Raw genomic sequence first — 26,188 nt, 5'->3', positions numbered from 1 at the left:
CTTAGCTCCATTGTAGTATAAAGGAAGGCGAACTACCACTTTACAGCCCACTGGGTTACAATTAATGAACACAAAAGAGTTGAAAACCGTAATCTTACGAAACAAGATTTTTTGCGAAATATTTAGGGGGACTCACACATGATGAAATATGGAGCCGAACACGAAGAACACCGTTTTACATTATCTTTCACGGAATCAGAGACAAGAGGGCAATGGAGAGACATTTTCTTAGGTATTCATAAAGAGGTTGGCGAGGAGTTTCCGGAGGATTTAATCGATCCCTCTATACTCGTTATTTGTAATCTAGATGGAGAAATTGTTCAAATTGTCCTTCACGACGAGGGATGTGATTGTGAATTCCAATTTACATACTCGGAAAAGGCACAAATCGAAAGTTATGTTAAGCAGCATGTAAACGTATAAAAAAACGACGAAAGAACTGGTGAGAGTGTCCCTTCCCAAACTGGGCGCTGGCGCATATAGTATTATACGTCAGGCTTTAGGGAGAGGATAGCAATGGAAAAGACGATCAATTATTTGGCATTTGGAGATTCATTAACGGTTGGTTTCGGAGCTCCGGATGGTCACGGATTCGTATCTATCTATCGGCAAAAGTTGGAGCAATTGCTGAAGGTTCCTATTCACTTAAAGCCTGCAGGCAAGAATGGTGCTACGACTAGTCAATTGCTTCACACACTTGAGTCCGATCCGCAGATCCAAAGGGATATAAGAGAAGCGAATCTCATCACGATCACAGCTGGCGGCAATGACTTAATCCAAGCGGCAATTCCTTTCTTTTATCAGGGAGATCCTGCTTATTTAAAATCTGCTCTTCAAACGTATGAATCCAACTATAAGAAATTGATCGGAGAAATAGAGGCGCTGCGGCAAGGGGTTGGGGAGCCTTTCTTAATCGTTTTAGTCGGTCTTTACAATCCTCTGCCGCAGGTACCGGATGCCGCTTATTGGGTACAGCGTTTTAATTTATTTCTGCGCAAATTAGAACAGCCACATATTCTTGTAGTTCAAGTGTATGATGCTTTCGTAGGGCAAGATAGCCGTTATTTATCTGAAGATGCTATCCACCCCAATGAAATTGGTTATGAAGAACTGGCGCGTCAAGTGGAGAATGCGGTTTCACTCCAACACCTCCAGCAATTGATTGTATAATTAAGCCGATATAACATACCCGAATATAGAGAAGAAATGACAGGCGCTACCAGCGAGCACGAAAACGTGCCATATGGCATGGTGATAAGGGATGCGCCGCCATACATAAAAGATGGAACCGAACGTATAAAACAGTCCGCCTACGACAAGCCATACGATACCGTCTAACGGAAGGTTCATGTATAGTGGTTTAAAGGCGAAAACAATTAGCCAACCCATGAGTATATAACAAAGAGTTGAAACCAAGATGAATCGTTTCACGTAGAAAATTTTCAAGACGATCCCGGCAAGCGCTAAGCCCCAAATCACTCCCAAGAAGGTCCAACCAAATGGCCCTCTCAATGTGACGAGTAAATAAGGTGTATAGCTGCCTGCAATTAACAAATAAATGGCGGAATGATCGAGAAGCTCAAAAACATCCTTCAATCGCGGATGGCTCACACTGTGAAGCAGCGTGGAACAAGTATAAAGTATGACTAATGCTGCACCAAAAATGCTGAAGCTAACAATGTGCCAAACAGTGCCATGTAAGGAAGCTTGCACAATGAGAAGGACAAGCGCTGTGATACTTAATAACACGCCGATGCCGTGACTGATGGCGTTGGCTTTCTCTTCTCGAATGGAATAGTCCATAGATAACCCTTCTTTCGCTCTTAAATATCCTACTACCTTATAGATTAGACGATGAAAAGATGTTTTTACCTTCATTTCAATTACATAATAAAATTGCCTTAGTCACAGGAGCAGGAAGAGGCATTGGCAGAGCACTTGCGATAGGCCTTGCTGAGGCGGGGGCTGACGTAGCTCTTTTCGCACGTACAGCAAGTGATATTGAGGAAGTAGCCCATGAAATTCGTGCCTTGGGACGAAAGGCATATCCATTTACGGTTGATGTCACGAATAGAGAACAGATCGAGGAAGCTGTCCAACAAATCATTGAACAGTCGGGTCGTCTGGATATTCTAGTGAACAATGCGGGCATGAATATTCGCAGTCAAGCGCTGGCTGTTACGGATGAAGAATGGGACACGATCATGCAGACGAATCTTAAATCTGCTTTCTTGTGCTCACAAATTGTAGGTCGTCATATGCAGCAAAAGGAATATGGAAGAATTATCAATATCGCTTCTGTTGCTGGACAGGTTGCCCTTCGAACAGGTGTTGTATACGCAGCTACCAAAGCTGCGATGATCCAAATGACGAAGGTGTTAGCACTTGAATGGGGTAAATATGGGATCAATGTGAATAGTATCGGACCGTGGTATTTCAAAACGCCTTTGACAGAGAAAATCCTTGCTAATCCAGAGTACCTTGCAGAGATTATTGCGCGTACACCTCTAGGGCGTGTGGGTGAGCTTGAGGAGTTAGTTGGACCCGCTGTATTTCTTGCTTCGGATGCGGCGAATTATGTGACAGGTCAGACCCTGTTCGTTGATGGTGGTATGACCATTTACGGCTTCTAATTGGAACTGCTTAATTTTGTAGGATTGAGCTTTCCGATTAGTTCAATTATACTTTACACAATCATTTGATAGATTGTTGTGGGTTCAAGTTAGGTAGATAGATAATTAGATAAATAGACAGACAGCATAGATAAGGTGGTATGACCGTAATGTCTCGGGTTCGTATATTTACAGATAGCACAAGTGACTTAAGCGAAGAGCTTTATCGAAGCTTTCAAATAGAAGTTGTGCCTCTTTATGTTATTTTTGAGGACAATTCCTACAAGGATGGCATTACGATAAAACCTGATCGACTCTATGAATTAGTAGACCAAACAGGCAAGCTGCCTAAGACAGCGGCTCCATCTCCTATTGATTTCGAACGAGCGTTTGAACCCATTATTCAAAGAGGAGAAGACATTGTCTTTATTGGTCTTTCCTCTGAGCTCTCATCTACGATTCAGAATGCGACCATTGCCGCTGCGAGCTTTCCGGAAGGTAGAGTAACGGTTATTGATTCAAGAAATCTATCAACAGGGATAGGTTTACTAGTTTTAAAAGCTGCGCAAGCGGCAGAGGATGGTCGGAGCAGCGCTGAAATAAAATCATTGATTGAACCTTTAATCACCCGAATGGAAGTTGAATTCATCATTGACACATTGGAATATTTGCATAAAGGCGGAAGGTGCTCAAGTGTACAGCATTTTATTGGGAGTCTGTTGAGAATAAGACCGATCGTTAAAGTCATTGACGGGGCTATGATATCGACGGATAAGGTAAGAGGTAAACGGGAAAAAGCACTCCAGCAGCTTCTTGATAATGCTTTAGCGAAAAAGGATGACATGGATGCGGAATTTTTATTCATCACTCACTCTTCGGCAGCAGAAGAAGCCGCTTACATCAAACAACAAATTGAACAACAAACGAATGTGAAACATGTTTATATAACTGAAACGGGCTGCGTTGTTACCAGCCACTGCGGACCGCATACAGTAGGTATTGTTTTCGCCAAAAAATAAGAAATGGGTGGACACCATGACGACAATCAAGATTATCACAGATAGCAGTTGCGACCTTCCCGAAATGATCGTAGATGAGATAGGGATTGCGATTGTTCCATTATCCGTACATTTTGGAGAGGAATGCATGCCACCTGACATGGAGCTAGCTGATTTTTATGCGAGAATGAAAAAGGAGAGCGCCCTGCCGAAGACGTCAAGTCCGGCCCCGCAGCTATTCCTCGCTGAGTATCAGAAGACCCAAGTAGATCAAGATATTCTTGTGATCAGTCTTTCATCGGCGCTTAGCAGTACCTACCATCATGCAGTCATGGCGAAGGAGATGCTCCTCGAAGAAGGTTATGTAGGTCGTATCGAGGTTATTGATTCGAAAACAACTTCACTTGGACTTGGCGTACTCGTTTATAAGGCAGCCAAATTGGCGGAAGCGAATGTGCCATTTGAACAAATTGTAGAAGTGATAGGTCAATCCGTAACGACTTCAGGCACTTATTTCTTTTTGGATACGTTAGAAAATGTAATCAAAGGTGGCAGGCTCGACCGAGTACGGGGAGCAGTTGCATCTGTTTTGAATATTAAGCTCCTAATGAAAGCCAGTGAAGAAGGTGCCGTGGAAGTAATAGAGAAAATCCGCGGCACCCAACAAGCCTTGAAACGATTAATCACCAAAGTGGGGGAAACTCACCACGATTTCGATAGAGATGTGAGTGCCATCGCACATAGTAATTGTGAGGATAGAGCGCGTGAAGTCTTGAACCAACTACTGGATAAATATCCGTTCCGCAATGTGCTGTTCTCTAACATGGGCACGGTTATTGGTACTTATGCTGGTGAAGGCGGCGTACTGATCGCTTACTAAAAATGTAAGAAAAGACACCTATTTACTCGATCCTTATGATCGGTGAACAGGCGTCTTTATTCATTGTAGGAAACTATGGATTTACTTTACTGCTTGAAACTATTCAGGATAATGAGTTTCAACAATCTCTTTATCTTCCGTCGAGACTAGAGGGGACAGCACGCCTGGAGCCATTAGCCATAATTCATGAAGGGCGCGTGTACAGCCTACATACAGCAGTTTGGCATCCATAAAAGTGGCTTCGTAATGCCCGGCAGTAACATCCATGAGTAGAACGGCATCAAATTCAAGTCCCTTGGTCAAAAAGACGGGAAGGACCGAGATGCCACCGCGGTATACCCGCTGCTTGGAAGTTATCAGATTCGTTTCGATGCCAGCATCTGTCAACGCATCATGCAGCTCCTGTGCTTGCTTCTCCGTACGGGCAACAACAGCGATTGTGCTCGAGCTTCCTTGTTTCAAGGTCGTGATGGCACGCTGCAGTAGAGGCAATCGGCCTTTGATGTCCGTCTGTAGTACACGGACTTTGTTGCCGCTTCGGAACACAGGAACAGCTAGGAGGGGATTCTCTACGCCTCGTTTCAGGACCTGATTGGCAAACAGGATGATTTCCATGGTGGAGCGATAACTGCGTTCAAGTTCGAAATAACCAGTTTCGTCTACCTCAAACAGACTGGAAAATTCCTTCCAATCCGTAATGCCTTGATAAGCGTGGATTCCCTGTGATAAATCGCCTAGTATCGTGAACGAACTATTCCTTGTGTAAGAATCAAGGACAGCCACCTGGAAAGGTGAAAAGTCCTGCGCCTCATCGATCACGACATGGTCGAATAACCGTTCTGAGGGAATGCCGAATAGGCGTGTATGAATATAAAGAAGAGGAGCAAGATCCTCGAGCTGCACTTCTTTTTTCTTGAAAAGCTTCAGCGAAGCGGTGACAATAGGTTCTGGTATTTGGTTGAGTAAGTCAACGGGCAAGCTGTCCGAACGGCCTTTGTCTGAGAAAAGCATTTTGTAGAAGCTGAATGCCGAATGATCGGGCCATCCTGTCAGATATGTACGCAGGCGCTGAGAAGCTTTCTTTTTCAGCTCTTTCTTCCGACTTTGCTCCCAAATCTTGTCGAGCTGAATTTCCATCCAGCGTTTGATCCGAGCTATAACACGCTCACGCCTTTTGACAAGCGGATAATGCTTGTTCTCTACGAAGAACCATTCACGAATGGAAGCAATCGGAAGCTTGATACCCTCCCACGGGGTGAAATCTGAAGTAGGTACATAAGACTCCTCGAACCTTGTGAGACAGTGATCTAAGTATTGTTTAAAAGCAATGGCCCCTTTAAATCGTCCCGGCGCTTGATCATCTACCGGAGGTCTTTTGCTGCCAAGCGAGAACCAAGTTTGAAGAACGAGTGCCTGATCCGCTAGCTTAACTTCTTGGTCGAGCACGTCAATTGCCCAATCTGTGAAAGTGCTTTGCTGGATATTTCCGACTCCAAGTTCAGGCAGTACGCCGGAAATGTAGTCGAGGAACATGGAGTTGGGTGCAAAAATAATCATCCGTTCTGCACGAACCTGTTCACGGTATTGATAGAGTAAGAAAGCAAGTCGATGAAGGGCGACAGTTGTTTTACCGCTTCCTGCGACCCCTTGGATAATCAGTGCTGTATTCTTCGCTGCGCGGATAATGCGGTCTTGCTCAGCTTGGATTGTAGATACAATGTCGCGCAGTTTATTGTCTTTATTTTCGCCAAGTCGATAGAGTAAGAACTCATCGCCGACAGCCAGAGAGTCTTCATTGCGGTCATACGTATCAACGACACGCTGGAGAATTTGTTTCCGGACAACGAGGTTGCGCTTTAGATAAACGAGGCCATCAATGAGGCCGTCTGGTGAGTCATAGGAAGCAGGGTCCAGTCCGCCGGTGAATGAATAGAAAAGGCTAGCGACTGGTGCCCGCCAGTCAATGACAAGCAATTGCCCTGTTCGTTCGTCCTCGACACCTGATTTACCGATATAAAGGGGCAGAGTGGAAGCCGTTCCAGTCTCTTGGAAGTCAAGGCGGCCGAAATACGGTTCATCGACGGCTTTAGCTAAATTGTGTCTGCCATTCTCGCGAGCTGCCTCCAACGCTTGCTCCGTTAAATCCGGACCGTAATAAACAGGAGTCGACCTAAGCCGCTCAAGCTGTTTGTCAATTTCCGCATTCGTTTGTTCAAGTTGTTGTAATTCTTCTTGATAGGCACTTTGAGTCTTTGTGTCCAAGATCAGTTACCTCCTAAGATCAGATGTTGTCTATTTGATGAAATAAACAGGTAAACAATATATCACACCTGTCAGTATATGGGAAGCTAAACTGTCAAGCTTGTGATTTGGGCTCACCTAAGAAAGAATGTTATAATGGACGGGAACTTATTATAAATTTGAAGGAGTGCGGAGCTATGTCCATCTATCATATTGAGGTTCAAACGATTTCAGGCGAAACGAAGTCACTTTCCGAATATAAAGGAAAAGTACTGATCATTGTAAATACAGCAAGTGCATGTGGGCTCACACCACATTATAAAGGGCTCCAAAGCTTATATGAGCAGTATCAAGATAAAGGATTAGTTGTTCTGGGATTCCCTTGTAATCAATTTGGCGGTCAAGAACCTGGTACAAATGAAGAAATCCAAAGCTTCTGCGAACTCAACTACAAAGTGACATTCCCGTTATTTGATAAAATCGATGTGAAGGGCGAAAATGCTCATCCCTTATATACTTACTTGTTAAACCATACACCTGAACCGTATCGTACAGGAGAAATCGAATGGAATTTCGTGAAATTCCTGGTTGATGCAAGCGGTATTGTTGTTAAGCAGTACAGCGCTAGTACGGATCCAGCGACTATCGCTCCGGATATTGAAGCAATTTTAACATAGGATAAATAAAAAAGCTGTTGCATCTACGACAGCGGCTCGCTATAATCATAATAATCATTAAGTTGAAGGAGACGAATCATATGAAAAATACAGCTTGGTTCGTACAAATTCATTATTTTTATAGGCGTTAGCACACACCTGTACATATCAGGGTGGGCTAACGCATTTCGCGTTGGCCTCCCTGCGGGATAGCAATTCGCGCAGGACCATAGGTCCGGCGCGTTTTTTTATCTCGTAAGAATGGGAAGGGTGGATGGTATGCGAAAAGTGGAAGGAACAAATGTAGGTTGGAGTTCAGATGATTCGTATGGAAAGCAGCTAGAAGAACAAGCTATGGTAATCCTTCTTGATCCTAAAGCTTCTGAAGCTGCATGTCGGATGACAAATGAGCTAAAACTAGCTGGTATAGGCTTAAAGATGGTTGATGAGAAGTTGGGTGTGAGTGAGCAGCTAACTACTGCAACTAAGCTTGGGATTCGCTTTATCATCTGTATTGGCTTGGATGAAAGCTCGACTGACCAAGTGAAGTTAATGGATATGCTAGATCTGCATGAAAAAGTGATGCCGATGGATCAAGCCATTTATTGCATCGAAAAGATTTATCCGCCAGCAGCTTTTACATAATATAGAGTGGAGTGAAGAAATGAAGCACCGATATGGATTTATATATGCACATCCGGATGATGAGACGTTTCTCAGTGCGTGCATAATTCGTAAACTTGCCGATCAAGGGGAAAATCCTGCTTTGTTGTTGGCAACACGAGGTGATGCGGGAAGACAAGGGTTAGAGCGGGCAACAAATAGATTAGAACTAGCTAAATTGAGAGAGAAAGAGATGGATGAAGCCGCCAAGGTGTTGGGCTTGTCTCACGTGGAGCATTTGGGCTGGCCGGATGGTCAGCTTGCAGAGATTGATTTCAATGCTCTAGTTGAAGGTGTCATCGCTTTTATTCAGCGGCATGAGGTCGAGGTTCTATTCACATTTCCGGAGGATGGGGGCAATGGTCACCCCGATCATATCACCATCTCCAAGGCGACAACGGCGGCTGTATTGAGCGGGAAGTGTCCCAGTGTACGCAAGTTATATTATGCAGCAGCGGCTTCATTACGAGCTAAAGGTCACAAGCCTTCGATAGTAGTAGATACAGAGGCTGGTTGGCCGATAAAGGCAGCAGCCTTGCGGGCTCATGCCACCCAACATGTAGCTATTGCCAAATACTTTGGTGACCTTGATGTTTTTCCGGAAAATCGTCGATGGGAAGCTTTTGTGCTTGGTTGGCAGGATGGAACGTTGTGGCCAGAGCAGGACCTAACGAAGGTACTGGAAGAATAGGGGCAGTAAGTGGTATAATATGGGACAGGCAGGTGAACGACTTCATGGCAATTATGGCTAAAATTGAAGCTGTTCTTATCGCGGATGACGCTTCAACGTTTGTAACGAGAGAAATCGACGGTGTCGAACTAAGTTTTGGGGGCATTGAAGGCGATCGTCACTTCGGGTTATTCGCTAAGGCGGACTCTCGGCAGCCCATGTACAAGAGAGGCGAAGAGATTATGAATCGTCGTCAACTCAGTATTGTATCCGTTGAGGAACTGCAAGGTATTGCTCAGCGTCTGGGTGTGGAAACAATTAAACCTGAGTGGTTGGGTGCAAATATTGTAGTGAGCGGTGCTCCTGAATTAACCAAGCTTCCTATGGGAATCCGAATGATTCTGCCAAATGGCGGCGGACTTGTCTGCGAAGGTGAGAACGAGCCGTGTGCAGGTCCTGGTAAGCAGATTGCCAATTATTACGGAGATAGAAGCCTAACTCAACAATTTATCAAACATGCACAACAAAGCAGAGGGATTGTCGCTTACGTGGAACGCCCAGGTGAAATAAAACCAGGTGACTTGGTCGAGATTCAAAATTAATTACATTTATTTTATAAGGTACCCCCAGAAGTGTGCGCCTCTTCTCGAATACTTTATTAGAGAGATTTGGATCAGGAAGGTGTGGAGAAATGTCACTTTGCAACTGTGAAACATGCGGACAAGTTTATATTTCGAAATTTGAAAAGCATTGTAAATCTTGCTCCCAGCTTCATTTGAAAGAGTTGCACAAAGTGAAAGATTTCGTTCTGGCCCATCCGCGTGCCTCACTTATTGAGGTCTACCACCAAACGGGTGTATCTTTAAAAACGATTAAAGAACTTATGAGAGCTTGAATACATAGAAAACGACAAAAACCATGAGGGTCTTCATTGAAGATTTCATGGTTTTTTATTTGGAAGTCTATCAATTGACTGCGCCTATAAAGACTAGGAACTAGTTAAAGGAACTAGGAAGCGTTATTTGTCCAAATATCCGCCTTTATTAAACGCATCGACGTTCCCTTTCATGTAGCTTCAGGATGGTCAAATATGAAAACGATGGCCAATCGTGTTATATGAACATGAACCAATTTAAAACAACCGTACCCAAATCCTCACGGCGCACATTTATTGGTTCGACACGAAGTACCTGAGGCAAATAAGTAAAAAGCCTTCATTCCCAAGTGGGATTGAAGGCTTTCACGCTATTTTGGAGCTGTCACAATCGCTTAGCAAACACATCCAGCAGAAGTTCATCCTTCACAGGATCTTGAACATCCCAGGCTGTAGCGAATCTAACTTGGTGAGAAACGCCGACAATTTCATATTTCTGTACGAGATGTTGGCGTGCAGAGCCAATAATGAGCGAATGCAGCCGCAGCTGCTTCTTCTGACCAAGAGCGCCAAGCTTCTGCAGCGTTGCTTTGGAGATTTGGCCGACACCATCGGTGACCATTACGAAGTCGGCATCGTGAAACTGCCGCTCGTGCTGTACGATGTCCATGCCTCTACTCAGCGGCGCGTCGAAGTTCGTGCCACCACCGAAAGCGAGCTGAGCCAGACCATAGAAGCGGTCCCAATCCGGCCGCTTATAAGACAGAACATGCTCGATGAGCTCGCCCTTCGCCCCGAACAGGAGCAGGACGAAGTCCCGCCGCTCAAAGAGGGAGAAGGAGGCGAAGGTCGCCGTAAACAGCTGCGCAAGCCGCAGCTTGCTGCCGCGCATGGAGTGGGAGGTATCGAGCATGCAGATAACAGGACCTTTCTGCGGCTCTTCAACAGAGCCGGTGTAGTTGTAGGTCATGAGCTTATTTTCCATCCATTTGACGAGAAAATAAGGCTCAAAGTCTTCGTCAGCGAGCAAGCTGGCCTCGCTCGGAAGCAGATGCGCGATGTCGCCAGACTGGCGTAAATCATCGTAAGCTTCCGGGACATAAGGCGAGCGCAGCTTCTTACGCTGCACCCGAAGGTGATGGATGTTCCGTCCTACCTCCTGGAGGAAAGACACCAGATCCTTGCTGCGCTTCAGTTTCTCAATCCACTGCACATAGTGCTCGAACGTTTGCCGCCGCAATTTCCCCAGCTCGCTGCCCCAGCGCCGGTTCGCGAGCCGCTGACTTGCTTGCACGAGCTCGTGCACATTAAAGCTGTCCACCTCTTCGAGGGACAACGTATCCTTTAATGCTTGACCGAGCCAGTCGCCCAGCTCGGCCTCAATCTCCTTCATGGCCGCGAGGTCACGCGCGCTCATGCGGTCCAGCTGCCGCTCGCGGCGCTCGAGTTCCTCTTCCGCCTTTCGCAGCTTCGCTTTCAGCTTATCGCGCTTCATGAATTCAGTGCGCATCTCGCTTTGCAGCTCCGCGATGCGCTGTTTCAGCGCTCGGATCTCCTCCGCAATGAGCGGCCGCGAATCGACAGCTTCCTGCTTGTCTTCGACGGCACGTTTACCTTGCTGCAGCGTGTAGCCAACGAGTCTCAGTTTCTCGATTTGCTTCTCGGTGAGTCGCTCGCTGACGCTCTTTTCCTCTTGTCCGCTCGTTTGCTGCTTCTTCTCGAAGCCGAAACCGCTCATTTGCTGTTCCTTTTGTCTGCGTTTGACTTCTTTCTCATAGGACTCGGTTAGCCACATTAGCGCCTTAAGCGCAGTTTTGAATGAAGCATTCACTTGTCCGATCGTACGAGGATGAATGGACACATAGAAGTACTGTTTGCGCAGCGTTAAGACCATCCAGCGGTGGAAGGGGGTTTCCTCTACAGTGCCGTCCACTTCAGGCTTTGTTAAATAGAAGCACATAAAGAAATCAGCAAAAAGCTCAAGTGTAAACCAAGGGGCTTGCCTTACGGCCTCGCGCATCCATTCTTGTGCGACGCGCGATGAGTGTACGTAGCCCTCGAACACATACCTGTCAACCCGAGTGCAGCGTATGATCATATAGGTAACCTCTTATAACGTATAGTCGTATATGATTCCCGGGATTTCCCGGTCAAACAGAGTGCGATATAAGCCTTGGATGGATTGTAATATGCGCTCGCCCTGAATGCGCAGGTGTGTGAATTTAACGGCATACTGCTCAGGGTGCTGCAGAAAGATAGATTGGGATGCAATCCATTCCGGCAGTTTCTTTTCTTTCTCCTGCCAGGGGACAAGTCTGCCGCGTAGGCTTCTAGCTGTTTCTTCCAGTTCCGTTCGGCAATCTTCCAAAGTCGCTTTCAATCGCTCGGCAGCATCCTTGTTTAAAGCGCCGCCGATTTCTTTTTTAAATTGGAAGGCATGTAATTCATCTTCTTTCTCCAACCATTTCTTAACCGTTAAGTTATATTGAAGCAGCGGGAGTTCTTGTTCCATTTCTCGTTTGAGCATGTCCTGAAATAAGGTGTCGAAGATGGCTTTGAGCTCTACCAAATCTTCGGGGAAATCCCATAGCATATGAGGGGTTAGTACGGTATCCCACACATTGGCAGCGCTGCGCCCATGGATAGCCGCTGATATTTTCCATGTATGGCCAATCTTGTGGTAGCGGCGATCCGAAAGCACATATTCTTTCTCTTCTAGCGCTGTCTTCAATTGAAAAAGCATGTAAATCAGCGCATCCTGTAATTGAACCTCAGCTGCTTGTGATTTCAACTGCTTCACCAATTCCGTTGACAAGAGGGTAGGGAGAGGTGCGGTTGGTGCCTGAAACATGAGCTCAAAGCTGGATATTTGCTTAACATATTCAACTTCAAATCGGAACAGGAAACGGTCATACAGCGCTGCTAATTGTTCGTTATCTTCGGGTAATTCATTCGATGCTGCCATTAAGAATAGAAGGGGAGATTGCTGCTTATGCCGTCCATTGAAGAAGACACGTTCATTCAAAACAGAAAGGAGCGCATTAAGTATGGCGCTGTTCGCTTTGAATATTTCATCGAGGAAGGCGAAGCGAGCGCTTGGTAAGTAGCCGTCTGTGAGCCTTACATACTCATCATTTTTAAGTTTTTGTAAGGAGACAGGCCCGAATAATTCGTCCGGTGTTGTGAATCGGGTCAATAAATAATCGTAATAAGGTTCGTTACCGAATAGTTCGGCAGCGGCTCTTGCTAATTGAGATTTGGCTGAACCGGGAGGTCCAACCAATAAGACATGTTCGCCGCTCATGATAGCGAGCAGTAAGACACGGATGAGCTCTTCCCGTTCCATGAACCGTTTTTCGAGATGACCCATAGCTTCTCTTAATTTGTTCTGTATGACGATGGGTTCTTTCACATTGTTGTCCCCCTTGGCGTAATCAAAGCTCGTATGTTTATATTGTATCAAACTGCCCGGTAAACATCGAATATGCTACAATAAGACCTGTAGTGTCTACACTACTTTTAACTCTGCGCCTGCAGCTTCAGTCTTCCAAGAAAATACAAAGGAGCGTTACCCATGCCCCAAATGATCGTTAGAGGAATTAGTGTTCCTCAAATTCAATCTATTAGTACGGCGTTAATTGAAGAACTAGCTCAAGTATGCTCGTGCGGAACGGACAATTTTATGCTAGAATGTCTCTCCACAGTCTCTATATTTGAAGGGAAGCAAGTGAATACCTATCCTTTTATTGAAGTAGGTTGGTTCGAGAGAGGGCAAGAAACACGTGACGAGTATGCTAGCGTACTGACCAAACACGTTCTTTCGCTTGGCATTCCTGAGGTGGAGATAGCTTTTCGGGTATACCGGGAGGACAGCTACTATTGGAATGGGAAGTTAATTTGAACGAATTCATGGCTAACAGATTTTACGAAGGAGTGGTCCATATACGGATTGGTGTGATTTCGGATACTCATTTATCACCTCGGGTTCAAAAATTACCTGATGCGTTACTTGCAGGTTTACAAGGTGTAGATATTATTATTCATGCCGGAGACTGGGTGAGTGAGCACGTTGTTGAATTGGTTGAGCGAATCGCACCCTGTGAATCTGTGGCCGGTAACAATGACGGATCTGACATCATTGAACGATTCGGCTTGAGGAAAATACTGACACTCGGCGGCTACCGAATTGGTCTTATCCATGGAGACGGCTTTCGCAAAACGACAGAGGAAAGAGCCCGAGAAGCGTTCCAGGCCGAGCGGCCGGATATCGTCATCTTCGGACATTCCCATGTTCCATACCAGCAAACGATTAACGGAATTCTCATGTTTAACCCAGGCTCGCCTACGGATAAAAGAAGGCAGCCGCAGTACTCCTACGGCATCATCGAGCTAGGCGATAGCATTCATGCAGAGCTTTTCTTTTATGACAGCAAGGTTTAGTATCCGACAATGAGTAAACATGCTTTACCCGCCGGAGACAGCTTGGAAAACGATAAGCTGATCACCTTGCTGCAGCATTATATTTAAGTCATCCAGCCAAGCGATATTCGTGTCATTATAATAGAGCAGGACATGCTTGCGGACTTGCCCGGTTTCGGTCCAAAGATGAACACGCAGCAGGGGATAGCTTGATATAAGTTGATTTAGTGCTTCCTGTAACGTAAGCGCATCCAATTGAAATTTGACGTTTCCCCCTGTACAATCACGCAGCAAGGAGGGGACGCTGACGGTAATAAGCATGCTAGTCCTCCAAAATAATTGGCTTCACAGTTAGGATTCGTGATAATTGTCCAGGCAGACGTTCCCAGCTTTCTCCACGATCCAGTGAACAGTAAATTTCACCTGAGGTTGTTCCAAAATAAAGACCATAAGGCTCAAGAGCATCCACAGCCATCGCATCTCGCAGTACGCTGACATGTCGTTCTTCTTCTGGGAGAACATCCCCAATAGGCTTCCAGGTATTTTCACCGCGTGCCATTCTGTAAACAATTAACTTGCCGTCACGCATCGAGCGTTGTTCACTGCTTTCCAGCGGGATAAGAAATAAATCACCTGTTGGTGAAATACTAATCGGGAAACCAAACGGGGCATCGCCGTCACGTAATGTAAGGCCTTCCTCGATAGGATGCCAGCTGTCGCCGCCGTCGATGGATTTGAACACCCCGCTATGCTCCTGCATATAGAGGACATCGGAGTTTTCCGGGTCGAGCACCATCTTGTGCACACAGTATCCGACACGTTCATCAGGTTGACCTGTTGGTATTCGGTTTAGTCCGTTGTTACAGGGCTTCCAGCTAATCCCACCGTCAAGTGTACGGAAGACGCCAACAGCGGATATTCCGATCCACATACGCTGCGAATTCCTTGGATCAATAAGAATGGTATGCAAGCACATACCGCCGGCTCCGGGAAACCACTCCGGACGAGTGGGATGCTTCGTTAAACCATCTAACTCTTGCCACGTCTGACCGCTATCGCGGCTAACGAATAATCCCGCTTCTTCGACACCAGCAAAAAGAGTTTCGGGCTGAGACGTAAGACCAGGCACCAACTGCCAAATACGGTTTAGTGAAAACCCGCTCTCCTCGGAGTACCTTGGACTATCCGCAATCTGTTCCCACGTTTCACCGCCATTGCTGGACATTCGTATGGTCGCACCATAAGCGGCATGAGAGGTTCCGGCATACAACGTACTTGCTGAACGTGTATCTCCAAGAACACTATAAGCTTCCCATCCTGGTAAAAAAGGTCCTTGCATGGACCAGTTCCGTCTTTCAGTCGTTGAGGAATAAATGAAAATGCCTTTATTGGTGCCGACCAGCAGTTGAACGCGCTTTGACATACGTGCCCTCCTTTAATCATACTCCTAAGATAATTTCGACAGATGGCAAATAATTCCTTCTTCTTTAATGCGTCATTTCCTTAGTTTGCTTAGGTGTTCACCGTGTTAGCAAGAGTAAGAGGGACATACACTGTCATAGTTCTATTATTCGAATGGCGGTGATTCGATGCGTACTACAGTAGGTGTCCTATTGGACTTGGAAACTTATTTGGGTATTGCGAGAGGAAGAACAGGAAATGAACGCTTAGCCCTGTATAACAAAGCAGGGAAGATGCATGGATTAAGGCCTTTTTATATGTGTTTACAGCATGTAAAAGGTAAATCTGCTTTGGGTTATTACTATGAAAATAATACGTATAGGCTCGTTAGACGTTCAATTCCTCGTGTGACACATAACCGAGCCATTAGCTTATCTCCCTATTTAAGAAAAAAGTTAAAAGAGCTTTCCCAATCGAGCATCATTTTCAACAGGCAAAATCGTTACGACAAACATCGCATACATCAGCTCTTATACGCCAATCATTCGCTTCGTAAGTATCTTCCTGATTCTTTTAAATATTCGCGGGAAAAATTAGAAGACTTCATGAAGAAGTACTCCTCGCTGTTCATCAAGCCGACAAACAGCAGCATAGGTGATGGGATTATTAAAATATCCAAGCAGGAAGACGGGGGTTGGAATCTGTATTGGATGAAAGGGAAACCAAAGCTTGTATCCAAGAAGCAAGTTATTTCTTTCATTGCGAAGAAAGTGGGTAAACAAAACTACATGATTCAGGAAGCGATTCAGTTAGCAACTTATAAGGAAAGGCCTTATGATCTACGTGTATCGGTGCAGCGTGGAGGCAGCGGACAGTGGCAAGTTACCGGAATGATTGGGAAAGTCGCAGCTTCTGGCCGTCATGTGACTAATGTGGCAAAGGGAGGGAAAGTTAAACGGTGCGAGAAGCTGTTTGAGTCCAGTCGTTTTGATTCCACCCAAATGAAGCAAGATTTACAGCAAGTATCTTTGGCAATTGCCCAATATATTGGCGTAAAATTGCCTCATATGGCTGACATCGGATTAGATGTGGGCGTTGATCAGGATGGCGAGATTAAATTGATCGAAGTAAACGGCAGAGATCAACGCTACACCTTTAAAAAAGCAGGTCTAGATACGACTTTTTATCGCACATATGAAACACCTATGCGATATGCAAAGTTTCTCTTGAACCAATCAAATTCACTGCATGATTAATTTGCCCCAGATTTCTGGGGCTTTTGAATAAGAAAATATCCTGTTCTTCAAACTAGGTAGTGACAGATTACAGGGGAAATTCTCATTATTTTCTAATCTGCTTAACTTATGCTTAGAGGAATAATGAGACAAGGGAGTTATCGATGAAACGGATGGTACATTTCTCATTTTGTTCTCATCTTCATCAAGTAAAGTCAATCTAAATGCTTAAGTTAGAGCATTCAGTATAAATAAAGGATGATGAAGATGAGCTTTACTCAGCGTGATTATCATTGGTTTCAACTCATTAATCAATTAGGGAATAGTCTACCCGCTCTAAACCCAATTATGCGTTTGTTAGCTTCATATGCGGAGTACGTGTTTTATCTCGGGATTGTCATCATTTGCGATTAGGGCTAATCTTTGCTGTTTTATTTTTGATTCATGCATTCCTTTGATAAGCGGGGAATGACGGGAGGACATCAACTAAAAAAATCACTAAGTGAATATCCGTCTTAGTTAATCATGCGGCGCGCTGTTTTGTAATTTTTGCTCCACCAACCGGAATTCATATCTGAAATCGTGATTGCTGCTTGGATGAACGGGGCAAATTGATTCCATTCTTCCCATGTACATATTGTGTAAAAGACGTGCAGTCAAATGAACTTGTACTGCTATTCTGTGCTCCAAACTTGTAGCTCGCGCCAAGGTACTGTTTACTGTAGCGATAACATGACATATAGATTTCCAACGATAGGGGAATACTAGGTCAAATCAGGCTTGACTGGGGTTTATTAGAAAACCATTTCTCACATTCCTATGGTACGATCATTACGAGGCAGGTGAACAAAAATGAATCATCATTCTATGATCAATTTAATCACCCATTATGGCTATCCGGGTATATTTTTGTTACTCTTCATTGGCATCGTTGGCATACCGCTTCCGATTGAGATTATTCTGCTTGGAGCAGGTTAGCTTTCTGAGAACAGATTAGAAAAGTGGGCTGAACATTTTAAAAAGCATGGTGCAATTCTACTTTTAGTTGGCTATTATGTAGCTGGGTTAAGACATGCCGCTCCTTTCATTGCTGGGGCTACGAAAATACGATTCACCAAATTCATGAGTATCTCATACATTGGCGCATTGGCTTGGATTTTGGTCATTGTTCTTCTTGGTCAAAAGCTTGGTAAAGCGTGGCACCACATCTATACACAAATCCATCATCCAATATGGATTGTTGTCGCGGTTGTTATTATAGGTCTCGGCTTATTAACTAAGATGATGGTTCGCCAGCGTCGATTAACATCATAAAGCATAAAAACCTCCAGTCCCATTTCAAGTGGGATTGGAGGTTTTTGCTAACCTTTAGGAACCTCGAATTACTTACGTTTTACAGGTAAGAATCGGCCGTTCGCTCTCGAATAACGCAGTACTTTGAAGAACATTTTTTTATCTTTTAATTGATTAAATATAAAGGGGTCAGGTGCTGTGTTTACTTCTAGGACCCATGGTTTTAACTTTTTATCGATACCGATATCAACACCAATTTCTTTAAATCCCGGATAAACCTTCTGGTAATGCGTTGCGATTTGATATCCTAGATGTCGCAAGCTTTTGATATAATCATCTTTACTCTGATTCTTTAAGTAAGGAGCAAGTAATAATTCTAATGGGAGCGGTTTGCCGCTATTATGAAAGTTCGTTACTATTTTGTGTGGATGAGCAACTCGGCCAATATAACCAGTAGCTTCCCAAGTTTTCTTAGGGCTTTTTTGTACCATTATACGTGTATCGAAAATTCTCTTTTGATGGGTTAAGAGATGAATGCCTTGCTGAACCAAATAGGATCTGTTTAACTTGGCTCTGTTTAGAGCACCGAATAAACCTAAAAAAGTTCGAAAGGATTTAGCTGCTTTACCGGACTGAAATCGATAAGTCTCATTTTTCTCTACACGAATAATGCCCTGTCCGGAAGTGCCATTGATGGGTTTGACATAAACCATCTTATGTTTATTTAGCATGGCAAGCAGGTTCTTTTGACTGTAGATTCTTGTTTCCGGAACAAATTTGCGAAGTTCTTTATTTAATAAGAGAACTTTCGTCTTGACCCATTTGCTGCCTACTGTACGACCTCGATTCATTGACATAACAGCACCTCTACGTGGAAATTTTCGTCGCATAAATCTTTTCTAATTTGCTTGCAGTGGCTCGCCAACTAAATTTTCTCGTTACATCTAGTCGGGCTTGCTTGGCTAGTCTTTTGGCCTTAGAAGGGTCGTTGGCTAGTTTAAGTATTTGTTTGGCAAAAGCTTTAGGACTTCGATAATTCGCTACTAAAAGTCCGTTATGCTTGTGCCGTATAATCTCAGGAATTCCGCCATTTCTGGAGGCAATCGCTGGAATGCCGGATGCCATGGCTTCCACATTCACTAGGCCAAACGCTTCATGACCTTGAGAAGGACAGACGAAACAATCACCTGATTGATAGAATCGAGGCATTTGACTTCGTGAAACGTAACCCTTGAAGGATACTGGGATTCGAAGGGATGAAGCTAGGTGTTTCAAGTATTTCTTGTAGCTTGGCTTTCCGGTCCCGCCGGCAATGTGAAGCCTTACTGAAGGGATGGACTTCATAACGATCTTCGTAGCTTTCATCAGTACGGGGATTCCTTTCTTAGGAATCAACCTGCCTGCAAATAGAATGACAAATGGACGGTGACCGTCAGTTGAATGTTCTTTCCCTCTACGAGGACGGAATTGAGCGAGATCAACGCCTAGATGAACGTAACGAACCTTATGGCTGATTTTTGGAAAAGTTCGTTTCAGGTGATTTTGCAGCGAAAGGCTGTTGCCAATAATGCGATTAGCACCACTGAGATCACTTGCTGCTTGTTTCTTGGATGTCATCGGCGGGGATATAAATGTCTTTGAATGCAAAAAAACAGAGATAGGTGTATGTGGGAATACTTTTCTCACGGCATGCACAAATCTAGGGCGATTATCGATTTGAATCCTATCGTAACGATGACCTTTAACAGTCTTAATTACATTAGATAAGTAAGCTTGCTTATTGGCACCAGGTACGCGAAGAATCGTGATATGACCTAATTTGCTTTTCTTCGGGTAGTTGGCGCGCAGTCGACTTATAATGGTCACTGTATACTTGGAGGATATTTTTTTAGCAATTTGGTAAATACAATGTTCCACAGAGCCTCCGACGGGAGGAGGGACGGGGATTTGTTCAGGAGCAATAATCAGAATATGCATATTAAGAACCTTCACCTCTTGGCTTCATTTGATGTTTCAAGTTATCATATTCAAAGGAAGTGAAGGGACTTGGAGTAAAGTCTACTAGGTTAATTTTAATTTTTCGATCGTTACCATATTGCAGGCATTTATAAAGTGGGATACACTGAGGCGACAGATTCTGATCTACTTAGAAAGTTCAATTAAGGAGCGATACTCTCTTGAAGACATTAATTATTGCGGAAAAACCCGATATGGGACGTAATATAGCCGCCGCAATAGAGCCCAAAGCCAAAAATCTCAGGTCCCATCTAGAGGGTGAGCAGTACATCATCACCTGGGCGATTGGACACTTAATTGAGTTGGCTGAACCTGATCAATACGATGATAAATATAAAAAGTGGAATATTAACCACCTACCGATTATTCCTGATGAATTTAAGCTGATTCCAAACCCACGAACGTATGAACAGCTTAAGGTGATTGCAGAGCTAGCTAAGATGTGTGACCAGCTCGTTAATGCCTGTGATGCTGGGAGGGAAGGGCAGCACATCTTCTCGCTTATTCAGCGGCATCTTGGTCTGAAACAGCCTGTCAAGCGGCTCTGGATTTCCGATTTGACCTCGGAGACAATTCGAAATGGCTTCGCTACACTGAAAGACGGCGCTGAATACGAGAATTTAACGCGTGCCGCGCGCTCTCGCAGTGAAGCTGACTGGCTAATCGGCATGAATGGCTCTCGCGCATTCACAACGAAGCATAACGTATTGCTTTCCGTTGGCCGTGTTCAGACGCCTGTGCTAGCGCTCATTTATGACCGACAGAAGCAGATTGAAGCCTTCTCATCGCTCAAATTTTATGAGCTGGAGGGACATTTTACACAAGGCGAGACGACGTATAGAGGCATGTGGCAAGGAGAGCGCTTGACGGACGGACCGAAGGTCGAGGCACTTGCTGCCAAGGTCAAAGGGAAACCGGCACGGATTATTTCCTATGAAGTGAAAGAGACGAAGGAATACCCGTTCAAATTGTATGATTTGACGCTGCTGCAGCGTGAGGCGAATGGGAAATACGCCTTCTCAGCGAAGAAGACGCTGGATACGGCTCAAGCACTCTACGAAAAGCATAAGGTCATTTCTTATCCTAGAACGAATTCCAACTATGTGACTGAGCAAAATATTCCGGAAATGCACAAGTCCTTATCCGCTTTACAAGGAACGGCTTACCATGAGCTTGTGCAAGGGGCAAACCGAAATCTGGTGCACAAAAATAACAAGTTTATTTGCAATCCGAGCAAAGTTGAGGATCACCATGCGATCCTTCCGACGAATCGCAAAGCATCGGGACTGAGTCCGGATGAACAGAAATTGTACGATTTGATTGTAAGGCGTTTCTTATCCCAGTTCTATCCACCAGCTGAGTATAAGGTTCATACGGTTATGACCGAGGTTGAACAAGAAATGTTTAAGACCACGGTTAAAGAACTGCTTCAATTAGGCTGGAAGGTCATCTATGCCGATCAGAAAAAAGAAAAGGCGAAGAGCACGAAGGGCAAGGAGAAGGATGAGGAAGAAGACGAAGAGGTTGAAGTAAATGAGCCTTTCTCAATTGATCCACAAGGTAATGTCCTTTGCCATGATGCGATCGTAAAGGAAAAAGATACGCAGCCGCCTAAGCATTTTAACGAAGGAACACTGCTCAAAGCCATGGAAAGCGCCGGCAAGCAGATTGAGGATGAGGAGCTCCGCGATGCGATGAAAGATTCGGGACTCGGCACGCCGGCTACTCGTGCAGCGACCATCGAGCGTCTCAAGAAGGTTGGTTACATCGACATGCAGGGCAAAAAAATTGTCCTGACCCAGAAGGGGCGAACGGTTGTTGAATTAATTCGCGGCGCGGGCATTGAGCTGCTGACTTCACCTGAGATGACTGGGCAATGGGAGCGCAGGCTGAATGAAATCTCCCGAGGAACAGCTTCGGACGAGCAGTTCATGCATAACGTCAAAAGATTCGCAACCCTTATCGTTGATAAGGTTCGCGTGCAGGCTAGAGCTTCCAAAACAGCTTTCGAAGGCGAAACGCCTCCTGCCAGTGCACCCAAACGCGGTTCTGCCCGATCGAGTGCGGCATCAACTGCAGGTGGGACCAAAACAGCAGCTGCAGCTAAGAAGGCAGCTCCTGCTAAACAAACAGATGGAGCTAGTACGTTCCTAGCGACATGTCCAAGACCAGGGTGCGGAGGCTCCCTTTTCATGGGACGTAAAGGTTACGGCTGCTCGCACTACAAGGAAGGCTGCAAATTCGTCATCTGGAAAGAAAGCTTTGGCCGGAATTTAACGGACGCTCAAGTTCAGGCGCTCGTTAATAAAGGGAAAACGACGAAGCTGAAGCTCGTACTTGCTGATGGTACTGCGGCAGATGGACGAATCGTGTTGAGAAACATCGACACGGGAGAGCTCGGTACGGAGACGGAGTGATAGGAGGGGTGAATGATGAGCCATTTAACGAATGACTGGGCTTCTTTGTTGGAGTCAGAATTTCAAGAGCCTTATTTCCATGCTTTGCAAAAATTTCTCAATGTTGAATATACGACACAAACCATTTTTCCAGAACAAAGTGAGATTTATAGTGCACTTCATTTAACATCTTATGCGAATACCAAAGTAGTTATTTTGGGACAAGATCCCTATCACGGTAGTGGCCAAGCCCATGGCCTCAGTTTTTCCGTTAAACCGGGTATACCGACACCGCCATCTTTGCAAAATATGTATAAAGAATTACAGTCTGATCTTGGCTGCTGTTTCCCTGATAACGGCTACCTGAAGGCTTGGGCCGAACAAGGCGTGCTGCTGTTGAACACGGTTCTAACGGTAAGAGCTGACACGCCGAATTCGCATAAGGGAAAAGGCTGGGAACGTTTTACAGACAAAATCATAACGACGTTAAGTGATCGGGAGAAGCCGATCATTTTTGTACTGTGGGGAAGTCATGCACAGGCCAAGCAGCGTCTCATTGATACAACGAAGCATGTTATCATAAAATCAGTTCATCCTAGTCCGCTTTCTTCGTATCGCGGATTTTTTGGCAGTAAACCTTTTTCGCAAGCGAATGCCTATCTTAGAGATCTTGGGAGTTCAGAAATTGATTGGCAAATACCAAATTTATTTGTGAAGGAGCGGGAGTAATGAGCGACAATAAAGAATTTATTTATGTCTTACGATTAAAACCTGCTTTTCTAGACCGCAGTATTTGGACCGAAAAAGAAGATAAAATTGTTGAAGAGCACTTTCAATACCTTTTACAGTTGAAAGAGGAGGGGGAGCTCATTTTAGCAGGAAGAACACAAACTTTTGATGAAAAAACATTTGGCATTGTTATCCTGAGGGTGGATAATGAGTTAGAAGCTACACTGATCATGGAACAAGACCCTGCTGTTGCTAATCAACTTATGACCAGTGAATTGTTTCCCTACAGTATTGCAGTTATGTAATTAGGCTGCCAGTTTGTCTGGCGAAAAATCAAAGGAGTGAATCCAATGAAATTTCAAGAATTTAAGTACGAAAGACCCGACTTTAGCGCTTTTGAAATTAAATTTAAGGAGCTTTTAGAAGTATTTAAACTAGCAGCTTCATTTGGTGATCAGGACCAAGCGATGGAAGCGATCGTTAGCCTGCGAAGTGAGTTGGAATCTATGGAATCTATTGCGCGGATTCGTCACAGTGTGGATACAAACGATGAATTTTACAAAGCTGAGCAAGAGTATTTCGATGAAATTGAGCCTTTATATCAAGGGCTGATTACCGAGTTTTATAAATCACTCATCGAATCCTCCTATCGATCAGAGTTGGAAGTTAAATGGGGGAAGCAGCTGTTTACGATTGCCTCCTTATCGTTGAAAACGTTTTCGCCGGAAATTGTTGAAGATCTCGTACATGAAAACAAACTGGCCAGTGAATATTCGAAGCTGCTCGCTTCTGCGAAGCTAATTTATGCAGGGGAAGAACGAAATTTATCCCAACTCGTGCCTTTTCAATTATCAACAGACCGAAAAGTCCGTAAAGAAGCGAATGATGTGAAATATAGCTTTTTTATAGAGAATGAAGCGAAATTGGATGAACTGTATGACCAATTAGTCAAGATTCGTGCGCTCATCGCTAAGAAGCTCGGATACAACAATTTTGTTGAACTCGCGTATGCTCGTTTGAACCGTTCTGACTATAATGCCAAAGACGTGGAAGTATTTAGGAATCAAGTTCTTGAACACATTGTACCGGTGGCAACCAAACTGAAGGAACGGCAGAAAGCCAGAATTGGCGTAGACTCCCTGCACTATTATGACGACAAGTTTGGTTTCGCCTCAGGGAATGCGACGCCGAAAGGCGATGCGGATTGGATCGTGGAACAAGCTCGTAAGATGTATGCAGAGCTATCCCAGGAAACGGATGAGTTCTTTACCTTTATGATCGATAACGGTTTGATGGATCTAGTGGCTAAGAAGGGAAAACGCGTAGGTGGTTATTGCTCTTATATTAGTACATACAAAGCACCGTACATTTTCTCTAACTTTAACGGAACTTCAGGTGACATTGATGTCTTAACGCACGAAGTAGGTCATGCCTTCCAGGGCTATAGCAGCCGAGAGTTTCAAGTACCTGAATACATATTCCCAACCTTGGAAGCCTGTGAGATTCATTCCATGAGCATGGAGTTTCTCGCTTGGCCTTGGATGTCATTGTTCTTCGGGGAAGAGACAGATAAGTATAAATTCAAGCATCTTAGTGAGTCGCTCTTATTCATTCCATATGGTGTTGCGGTAGATGAGTTTCAACATCGGATCTATGAGCAGCCGGAACTGACACCTGTAGAGCGTAAGCTAGTTTGGCGCGAGATTGAGCGCAAATATTTGCCGCATCGTGTCTACGAGGATAACGACTATTTGGAAAGAGGGGGCTTCTGGCAGCAGCAGGCCCACATTTACAAAAGCCCGTTTTACTACATTGATTACACCCTTGCGCAAGTGTGTGCGTTTCAATTCTGGAAACGAGCTAATGAAAATCCGGAGTTAGCTTGGGATGATTACTTAAGACTTTGTCAACAAGGCGGAAGTCTGAATTTCACAGAGCTTGTCCAAGTCGCGAAGCTAATTTCACCTTTCAAAGATGGTTGTGTTGCTTCGGTAATTGGTCATATCGATGCATGGCTTGATCAGGTTGATGATGGTAAACTTTAAATCATAGGCTGGACATGAGTGATTTGCAGTCCGCTGTCACAGTCCTTACCTGTTTCATAGGAGAGATTGCCGAGAACTTCTACTAAGGCTTGGTAATCAGCGGAAGAGCCTCGTTGTAAGGCTTGTATGGCTGCTTCGAGGACGATTTGTCCATCTTCCATCGCGATATCCCATAAGTCCCAAATGCTGTATGTGTATGTTTCATTTAATGATGTAGGACAATTCCAAACCGTCTTGGCTTCGTTTAAATAATCAAGCGGAGCCGGATGCTTGGTATATACCAACGGTGAGATTTGACCGAAGGTAAATAATCGTTTGATTCCTTTCGGATCGTGGAACAAGCGTTGAGCTCGAATCATGTCGATATAAGCATCGTTCCAATCCTTGTCAGTAACCTGCGATGCATGGTCAGGATAGTGAATGGCAGCAGCGTGGGCAAGTGCAGGAACAATGCCGAGGGGCAGAGCTTCTCCAACATATATTTCTTTCCATACGGGCGTATTCCATGTCTGTAAACCAAGCTTGCGACGAACAATGAGTGTGTCCATAATAATCTCAAACCGTTGGTGATCCCATTTCTTGAAGCCTGATTTATAAAAAACGTAGGGATGCATGTTGCGGTCGAGAATATGGTGTGTAAGGAATCCAAGTGCATAAACAACAGCGGGATTATACAAGCCTCTGCCTTGCATATGGGAAAGTAGATCCTGCAGGAACGGACCGCATGCTTTTGTATGCATGAGACTTCCCAATTGATTGAGTTTCTTGTCTTTTTTCCAAGGTAAGAAGTTATGATAGAACAAGAAATCGGGTCCTTGGCAGCCAAGTGAGAAAACATGTCGCAGCTGCTTATCACTAAGCATATTGGCATGCCCCAATTGGTTCATTAATTCTTGACCGAAAATCAGATGTGTCCAGATGTTAGGCAATTGTGCCCCTCCTTATTTATAATGCACGAAGATCATACATAGAGAACCATTATATTTTATCATAATGAGGAATTTCAAGGGCACATTTCATGAACTATTTGATCAGCCAAGAGCTACTATGGAAGGAATAA

General features: G+C 44.6%; 27 protein-coding genes and 1 pseudogene. 18 read left to right on the top strand and 10 right to left on the bottom strand.

The annotated features are described in order from the left end of the window. The first annotated feature begins 138 nt into the window (after positions 1-138). On the top strand, positions 139-423 hold the full coding sequence (locus tag QFZ81_RS17645; RefSeq protein WP_307442237.1) for a hypothetical protein: 285 nt from the start codon (positions 139-141) through the stop codon (positions 421-423). A gap of 93 nt (positions 424-516) precedes the next feature. Continuing rightward, positions 517-1,170 carry a GDSL-type esterase/lipase family protein gene (locus QFZ81_RS17640; protein WP_307442239.1) on the top strand — a complete coding sequence of 218 codons (654 nt, stop codon included), beginning with the start codon at positions 517-519 and terminating at the stop codon, positions 1,168-1,170. Here the strand turns inward: QFZ81_RS17640 and trhA are convergent, their stop codons facing one another. Then, the gene (gene trhA / locus QFZ81_RS17635) at positions 1,171-1,803 is read right to left on the bottom strand and encodes a PAQR family membrane homeostasis protein TrhA (RefSeq protein WP_307603746.1); all 633 of its coding nucleotides are present in this window, start codon (positions 1,801-1,803) and stop codon (positions 1,171-1,173) included. It abuts the gene before it with no gap. Between the two features lie 59 nt (positions 1,804-1,862). Here trhA and QFZ81_RS17630 point away from each other — a divergent pair, with 59 nt between their 5' ends. The 3 genes from QFZ81_RS17630 to QFZ81_RS17620 all read left to right on the top strand — a co-directional run bounded on the left by QFZ81_RS17630 (position 1,863) and on the right by QFZ81_RS17620 (position 4,490). Further along, a complete protein-coding gene (locus QFZ81_RS17630) occupies positions 1,863-2,633 on the top strand; it encodes an SDR family NAD(P)-dependent oxidoreductase (RefSeq protein ID WP_307442242.1) in 771 nt (256 codons plus the stop codon). A 149-nt stretch (positions 2,634-2,782) separates the two neighbouring features. Beyond that, entirely contained in the window at positions 2,783-3,631 is an 849-nt protein-coding gene (locus QFZ81_RS17625; RefSeq protein ID WP_307603744.1) for a DegV family protein, read from the top strand. Positions 3,632-3,647: 16 nt separating this feature from the next. Further along, on the top strand, positions 3,648-4,490 hold the full coding sequence (locus tag QFZ81_RS17620) for a DegV family protein (RefSeq protein WP_307603742.1): 843 nt from the start codon (positions 3,648-3,650) through the stop codon (positions 4,488-4,490). A 99-nt stretch (positions 4,491-4,589) separates the two neighbouring features. On the opposite strand, the gene QFZ81_RS17615 is transcribed toward QFZ81_RS17620, so the two are convergent. Beyond that, on the bottom strand, positions 4,590-6,752 hold the full coding sequence (locus QFZ81_RS17615; RefSeq protein ID WP_307442245.1) for a HelD family protein: 2,163 nt from the start codon (positions 6,750-6,752) through the stop codon (positions 4,590-4,592). A gap of 176 nt (positions 6,753-6,928) precedes the next feature. Here QFZ81_RS17615 and QFZ81_RS17610 point away from each other — a divergent pair, with 176 nt between their 5' ends. The 4 genes from QFZ81_RS17610 to QFZ81_RS17595 all read left to right on the top strand — a co-directional run bounded on the left by QFZ81_RS17610 (position 6,929) and on the right by QFZ81_RS17595 (position 9,322). Further along, on the top strand, positions 6,929-7,408 hold the full coding sequence (locus tag QFZ81_RS17610; protein WP_307603741.1) for a glutathione peroxidase: 480 nt from the start codon (positions 6,929-6,931) through the stop codon (positions 7,406-7,408). Positions 7,409-7,666: 258 nt separating this feature from the next. Next, positions 7,667-8,032, top strand: coding sequence for a His/Gly/Thr/Pro-type tRNA ligase C-terminal domain-containing protein (locus QFZ81_RS17605; RefSeq protein ID WP_307442247.1), 366 nt, complete (start codon positions 7,667-7,669; stop codon positions 8,030-8,032). 19 nt (positions 8,033-8,051) lie between these two features. Further along, on the top strand, positions 8,052-8,741 hold the full coding sequence (locus QFZ81_RS17600) for a PIG-L deacetylase family protein (protein ID WP_307442249.1): 690 nt from the start codon (positions 8,052-8,054) through the stop codon (positions 8,739-8,741). 44 nt (positions 8,742-8,785) lie between these two features. Beyond that, on the top strand, positions 8,786-9,322 hold the full coding sequence (locus QFZ81_RS17595) for an MOSC domain-containing protein (RefSeq protein WP_307442250.1): 537 nt from the start codon (positions 8,786-8,788) through the stop codon (positions 9,320-9,322). Positions 9,323-9,979: 657 nt separating this feature from the next. On the opposite strand, the gene QFZ81_RS17590 is transcribed toward QFZ81_RS17595, so the two are convergent. Together QFZ81_RS17590 and QFZ81_RS17585 are read right to left on the bottom strand one after the other, a co-directional pair. Then, complete coding sequence (locus tag QFZ81_RS17590; RefSeq protein ID WP_307603739.1) at positions 9,980-11,692, bottom strand: vWA domain-containing protein; 1,713 nt, start codon at positions 11,690-11,692, stop codon at positions 9,980-9,982. A 12-nt stretch (positions 11,693-11,704) separates the two neighbouring features. Then, a complete protein-coding gene (locus tag QFZ81_RS17585; protein ID WP_307603737.1) occupies positions 11,705-13,006 on the bottom strand; it encodes an AAA family ATPase in 1,302 nt (433 codons plus the stop codon). A 162-nt stretch (positions 13,007-13,168) separates the two neighbouring features. Between QFZ81_RS17585 and QFZ81_RS17580 the strand changes: the two genes are divergently transcribed. Further along, positions 13,169-13,495 (top strand): DUF1904 family protein, encoded by a 327-nt coding sequence (locus QFZ81_RS17580; RefSeq protein WP_307442253.1) that lies wholly within the window; start codon positions 13,169-13,171, stop codon positions 13,493-13,495. 41 nt (positions 13,496-13,536) lie between these two features. Continuing rightward, positions 13,537-14,034 (top strand): metallophosphoesterase family protein, encoded by a 498-nt coding sequence (locus QFZ81_RS17575; RefSeq protein ID WP_307442254.1) that lies wholly within the window; start codon positions 13,537-13,539, stop codon positions 14,032-14,034. A 24-nt stretch (positions 14,035-14,058) separates the two neighbouring features. Here QFZ81_RS17575 and QFZ81_RS17570 read toward each other — a convergent pair whose 3' ends face one another. Further along, entirely contained in the window at positions 14,059-14,334 is a 276-nt protein-coding gene (locus QFZ81_RS17570) for a MoaD/ThiS family protein (RefSeq protein WP_307442255.1), read from the bottom strand. Position 14,335: 1 nt separating this feature from the next. After that, positions 14,336-15,436 (bottom strand): WD40/YVTN/BNR-like repeat-containing protein, encoded by a 1,101-nt coding sequence (locus QFZ81_RS17565; protein ID WP_307603735.1) that lies wholly within the window; start codon positions 15,434-15,436, stop codon positions 14,336-14,338. 166 nt (positions 15,437-15,602) lie between these two features. Between QFZ81_RS17565 and QFZ81_RS17560 the strand changes: the two genes are divergently transcribed. Continuing rightward, on the top strand, positions 15,603-16,670 hold the full coding sequence (locus QFZ81_RS17560; protein WP_307603733.1) for a YheC/YheD family endospore coat-associated protein: 1,068 nt from the start codon (positions 15,603-15,605) through the stop codon (positions 16,668-16,670). A gap of 547 nt (positions 16,671-17,217) precedes the next feature. Here the strand turns inward: QFZ81_RS17560 and QFZ81_RS17555 are convergent. Beyond that, complete coding sequence (locus QFZ81_RS17555) at positions 17,218-17,388, bottom strand: NlpC/P60 family protein (RefSeq protein ID WP_307603731.1); 171 nt, start codon at positions 17,386-17,388, stop codon at positions 17,218-17,220. Between the two features lie 113 nt (positions 17,389-17,501). Here QFZ81_RS17555 and QFZ81_RS17550 point away from each other — a divergent pair, with 113 nt between their 5' ends. Continuing rightward, a complete protein-coding gene (locus QFZ81_RS17550; protein ID WP_307442262.1) occupies positions 17,502-17,627 on the top strand; it encodes a hypothetical protein in 126 nt (41 codons plus the stop codon). A gap of 21 nt (positions 17,628-17,648) precedes the next feature. Beyond that, positions 17,649-17,963 (top strand): annotated as a pseudogene (locus tag QFZ81_RS17545) (DedA family protein); the annotation flags it as partial. 68 nt (positions 17,964-18,031) lie between these two features. Here the strand turns inward: QFZ81_RS17545 and QFZ81_RS17540 are convergent. Both QFZ81_RS17540 and QFZ81_RS17535 read right to left on the bottom strand, forming a co-directional pair. After that, complete coding sequence (locus QFZ81_RS17540; protein WP_307603728.1) at positions 18,032-18,799, bottom strand: YheC/YheD family protein; 768 nt, start codon at positions 18,797-18,799, stop codon at positions 18,032-18,034. A gap of 10 nt (positions 18,800-18,809) precedes the next feature. Further along, positions 18,810-19,919 carry a glycosyltransferase family 4 protein gene (locus QFZ81_RS17535; protein WP_307603726.1) on the bottom strand — a complete coding sequence of 370 codons (1,110 nt, stop codon included), beginning with the start codon at positions 19,917-19,919 and terminating at the stop codon, positions 18,810-18,812. A gap of 200 nt (positions 19,920-20,119) precedes the next feature. On the opposite strand from QFZ81_RS17535, the gene QFZ81_RS17530 reads away from it, so the two are divergent. Genes QFZ81_RS17530 through QFZ81_RS17515 form a run of 4 tightly spaced genes read left to right on the top strand, consistent with a single transcriptional unit; the run spans position 20,120 to position 25,128 of the window. After that, a complete protein-coding gene (locus QFZ81_RS17530) occupies positions 20,120-22,375 on the top strand; it encodes a type IA DNA topoisomerase (RefSeq protein ID WP_307603724.1) in 2,256 nt (751 codons plus the stop codon). 15 nt (positions 22,376-22,390) lie between these two features. After that, positions 22,391-23,083 carry a uracil-DNA glycosylase gene (locus QFZ81_RS17525; RefSeq protein ID WP_307449684.1) on the top strand — a complete coding sequence of 231 codons (693 nt, stop codon included), beginning with the start codon at positions 22,391-22,393 and terminating at the stop codon, positions 23,081-23,083. Then, the gene (locus tag QFZ81_RS17520; RefSeq protein ID WP_029194218.1) at positions 23,083-23,388 is read left to right on the top strand and encodes a YciI family protein; all 306 of its coding nucleotides are present in this window, start codon (positions 23,083-23,085) and stop codon (positions 23,386-23,388) included. The genes QFZ81_RS17525 and QFZ81_RS17520 overlap by 1 nt, the downstream gene beginning before the upstream one ends. Positions 23,389-23,433: 45 nt before the next feature. After that, positions 23,434-25,128, top strand: coding sequence for a M3 family oligoendopeptidase (locus tag QFZ81_RS17515; RefSeq protein ID WP_307442267.1), 1,695 nt, complete (start codon positions 23,434-23,436; stop codon positions 25,126-25,128). On the opposite strand, the gene QFZ81_RS17510 is transcribed toward QFZ81_RS17515, so the two are convergent. Then, on the bottom strand, positions 25,125-26,057 hold the full coding sequence (locus tag QFZ81_RS17510; RefSeq protein WP_307442269.1) for a zinc dependent phospholipase C family protein: 933 nt from the start codon (positions 26,055-26,057) through the stop codon (positions 25,125-25,127). The genes QFZ81_RS17515 and QFZ81_RS17510 overlap by 4 nt on opposite strands. Between the last annotated feature and the right edge of the window lie 131 nt (positions 26,058-26,188).

Source organism: Paenibacillus sp. V4I9 (genome assembly GCF_030817295.1).
Classification (GTDB): domain Bacteria; phylum Bacillota; class Bacilli; order Paenibacillales; family NBRC-103111; genus Paenibacillus_E.
The sequence above is the reverse complement of the archived record's forward strand: the minus strand, read 5'-3'. Positions and strand labels throughout refer to the sequence as shown.

What these genes read in the sequence shown, in the direction of transcription:
- QFZ81_RS17640 (WP_307442239.1), top strand. Translation starts at nt 517, where the DNA reads ATGGAAAAGACGATCAATTATTTGGCATTTGGAGATTCATTAACGGTT.
- QFZ81_RS17535 (WP_307603726.1), bottom strand. Translation starts at nt 19,919, where the DNA reads ATGCATATTCTGATTATTGCTCCTGAACAAATCCCCGTCCCTCCTCCC.
- QFZ81_RS17625 (WP_307603744.1), top strand. Translation starts at nt 2,783, where the DNA reads ATGTCTCGGGTTCGTATATTTACAGATAGCACAAGTGACTTAAGCGAA.
- QFZ81_RS17525 (WP_307449684.1), top strand. Translation starts at nt 22,391, where the DNA reads ATGAGCCATTTAACGAATGACTGGGCTTCTTTGTTGGAGTCAGAATTT.
- QFZ81_RS17620 (WP_307603742.1), top strand. Translation starts at nt 3,648, where the DNA reads ATGACGACAATCAAGATTATCACAGATAGCAGTTGCGACCTTCCCGAA.
- QFZ81_RS17600 (WP_307442249.1), top strand. Translation starts at nt 8,052, where the DNA reads ATGAAGCACCGATATGGATTTATATATGCACATCCGGATGATGAGACG.
- QFZ81_RS17565 (WP_307603735.1), bottom strand. Translation starts at nt 15,436, where the DNA reads ATGTCAAAGCGCGTTCAACTGCTGGTCGGCACCAATAAAGGCATTTTC.
- QFZ81_RS17610 (WP_307603741.1), top strand. Translation starts at nt 6,929, where the DNA reads ATGTCCATCTATCATATTGAGGTTCAAACGATTTCAGGCGAAACGAAG.
- QFZ81_RS17540 (WP_307603728.1), bottom strand. Translation starts at nt 18,799, where the DNA reads ATGTCAATGAATCGAGGTCGTACAGTAGGCAGCAAATGGGTCAAGACG.
- trhA (WP_307603746.1), bottom strand. Translation starts at nt 1,803, where the DNA reads ATGGACTATTCCATTCGAGAAGAGAAAGCCAACGCCATCAGTCACGGC.
- QFZ81_RS17555 (WP_307603731.1), bottom strand. Translation starts at nt 17,388, where the DNA reads ATGTCATGTTATCGCTACAGTAAACAGTACCTTGGCGCGAGCTACAAG.
- QFZ81_RS17630 (WP_307442242.1), top strand. Translation starts at nt 1,863, where the DNA reads ATGTTTTTACCTTCATTTCAATTACATAATAAAATTGCCTTAGTCACA.
- QFZ81_RS17590 (WP_307603739.1), bottom strand. Translation starts at nt 11,692, where the DNA reads ATGATCATACGCTGCACTCGGGTTGACAGGTATGTGTTCGAGGGCTAC.
- QFZ81_RS17605 (WP_307442247.1), top strand. Translation starts at nt 7,667, where the DNA reads ATGCGAAAAGTGGAAGGAACAAATGTAGGTTGGAGTTCAGATGATTCG.
- QFZ81_RS17570 (WP_307442255.1), bottom strand. Translation starts at nt 14,334, where the DNA reads ATGCTTATTACCGTCAGCGTCCCCTCCTTGCTGCGTGATTGTACAGGG.
- QFZ81_RS17580 (WP_307442253.1), top strand. Translation starts at nt 13,169, where the DNA reads ATGCCCCAAATGATCGTTAGAGGAATTAGTGTTCCTCAAATTCAATCT.
- QFZ81_RS17515 (WP_307442267.1), top strand. Translation starts at nt 23,434, where the DNA reads ATGAAATTTCAAGAATTTAAGTACGAAAGACCCGACTTTAGCGCTTTT.
- QFZ81_RS17595 (WP_307442250.1), top strand. Translation starts at nt 8,786, where the DNA reads ATGGCAATTATGGCTAAAATTGAAGCTGTTCTTATCGCGGATGACGCT.
- QFZ81_RS17550 (WP_307442262.1), top strand. Translation starts at nt 17,502, where the DNA reads ATGAATCATCATTCTATGATCAATTTAATCACCCATTATGGCTATCCG.
- QFZ81_RS17560 (WP_307603733.1), top strand. Translation starts at nt 15,603, where the DNA reads ATGCGTACTACAGTAGGTGTCCTATTGGACTTGGAAACTTATTTGGGT.
- QFZ81_RS17645 (WP_307442237.1), top strand. Translation starts at nt 139, where the DNA reads ATGATGAAATATGGAGCCGAACACGAAGAACACCGTTTTACATTATCT.
- QFZ81_RS17520 (WP_029194218.1), top strand. Translation starts at nt 23,083, where the DNA reads ATGAGCGACAATAAAGAATTTATTTATGTCTTACGATTAAAACCTGCT.